This window comes from Alcanivorax sp. HI0044, from assembly GCF_001634945.1.
Map to the genome: position 1 here is coordinate 1 of NZ_LWEZ01001466.1, position 1,198 is coordinate 1,198.

Consider the following 1,198-nt stretch of genomic DNA (forward strand, 5'->3'; position numbering starts at 1 on the left):
GGTGGCAACAACCGCAACCGCAACGACAATCGTAATGACGGCCGCAACAACGATAACCGCGGCAAGAACGACAACCGCAACAAGCGCGATGGCGGCAAAGCAGGCGATAACGACAATCGCAATAACCGCAACAAACGCCAGAACGACAAGGATGGCGGCCGCAAGAACGACAACCGCCAGGCAGACAATCGCGCTTCCGACAATCGCAACGATAACCGTAGCGATAACAAGGACGACGGTAACCGTAACGAGCGTCGTGGCCGTAATGACAACCGTCGCAACAACCGCAACAATGACAACCGTGGCGACGGTCGTAACGACAACAAGGCAAATGACAGCGGCAAACCGCGTAACAACCGCAAGCCGGACAATGCTGCTGACAGCGCCGACAGCAAAGGCAACGACAAGGGCCCGAAAGCCCCCCGCCGCACCGATGCCAAAGACGATCGTCCGCTACGCGAACGCCAGCGTCCTGGCAAAGGGGAAAACAATAGCGACGGCAAGAATGCGGTAACTCAAGCCTCTGCGGACAAACCGCAGCGCAACAAGACACCCAAACCGGCCCGTCCACGCAACGAACAGCCCGCGCCCGTGGATGACGAAGGTCACCCGCCCGCCAAGCTGGTCCCTGCTCAGGAGCCGTCTGCGCAAGCGAAGACCGACGATCAGGCTAAAAAAGAAGTGGCCAAGGCTGCTCAGACAAACGAGCAACCACCGACGGCCAGCAAGCCGCAAGCCGCAGCTGAACCGAAGCAGGAACCAACCGCTGCACCGGCTCAGCCGCAGCAACCTGCTGCTGAGCAACAACCGGCCGCCCAGGCCCCGGCCGAGCAAAACACCGCCGCGCCGAAAGCCGAGGACGACAAACCGGCCAGCGCTCAGCAGACAACCAGTGACACTGCTGCCGCTACTCCTGCGCAGGAAAAGCCGGTTGCCGAAAGCCAGCCGCAGCAGCCCAAGGCTGATGCGCCGAAAACCGCTGATGCCGAGAACGTAGCGCAACCCGCTCCTCAAGCGGAAGCCGCCAAAGACGCTCCGGCAGCTCAGCCAGAAGCGGCCAAACCGGCTGAGGCGCCAGCGCCGACCAAACCGGTAGAGGAAAAGCAGGCAGAGAAAGCGCTAGAGGCCGAAGCCCCCAAAGCCGAAGCCCCCGCCGCTGAGCCAGCAGCTCAAAACCGGGCCAGCAATGATCCACGCT

General features: G+C 61.8%; 1 pseudogene. It reads left to right on the forward strand.

What is annotated here, in order from left to right:
* Positions 1-1,198, forward strand: a pseudogene (locus tag A3730_RS32060) (ribonuclease E); the annotation flags it as partial.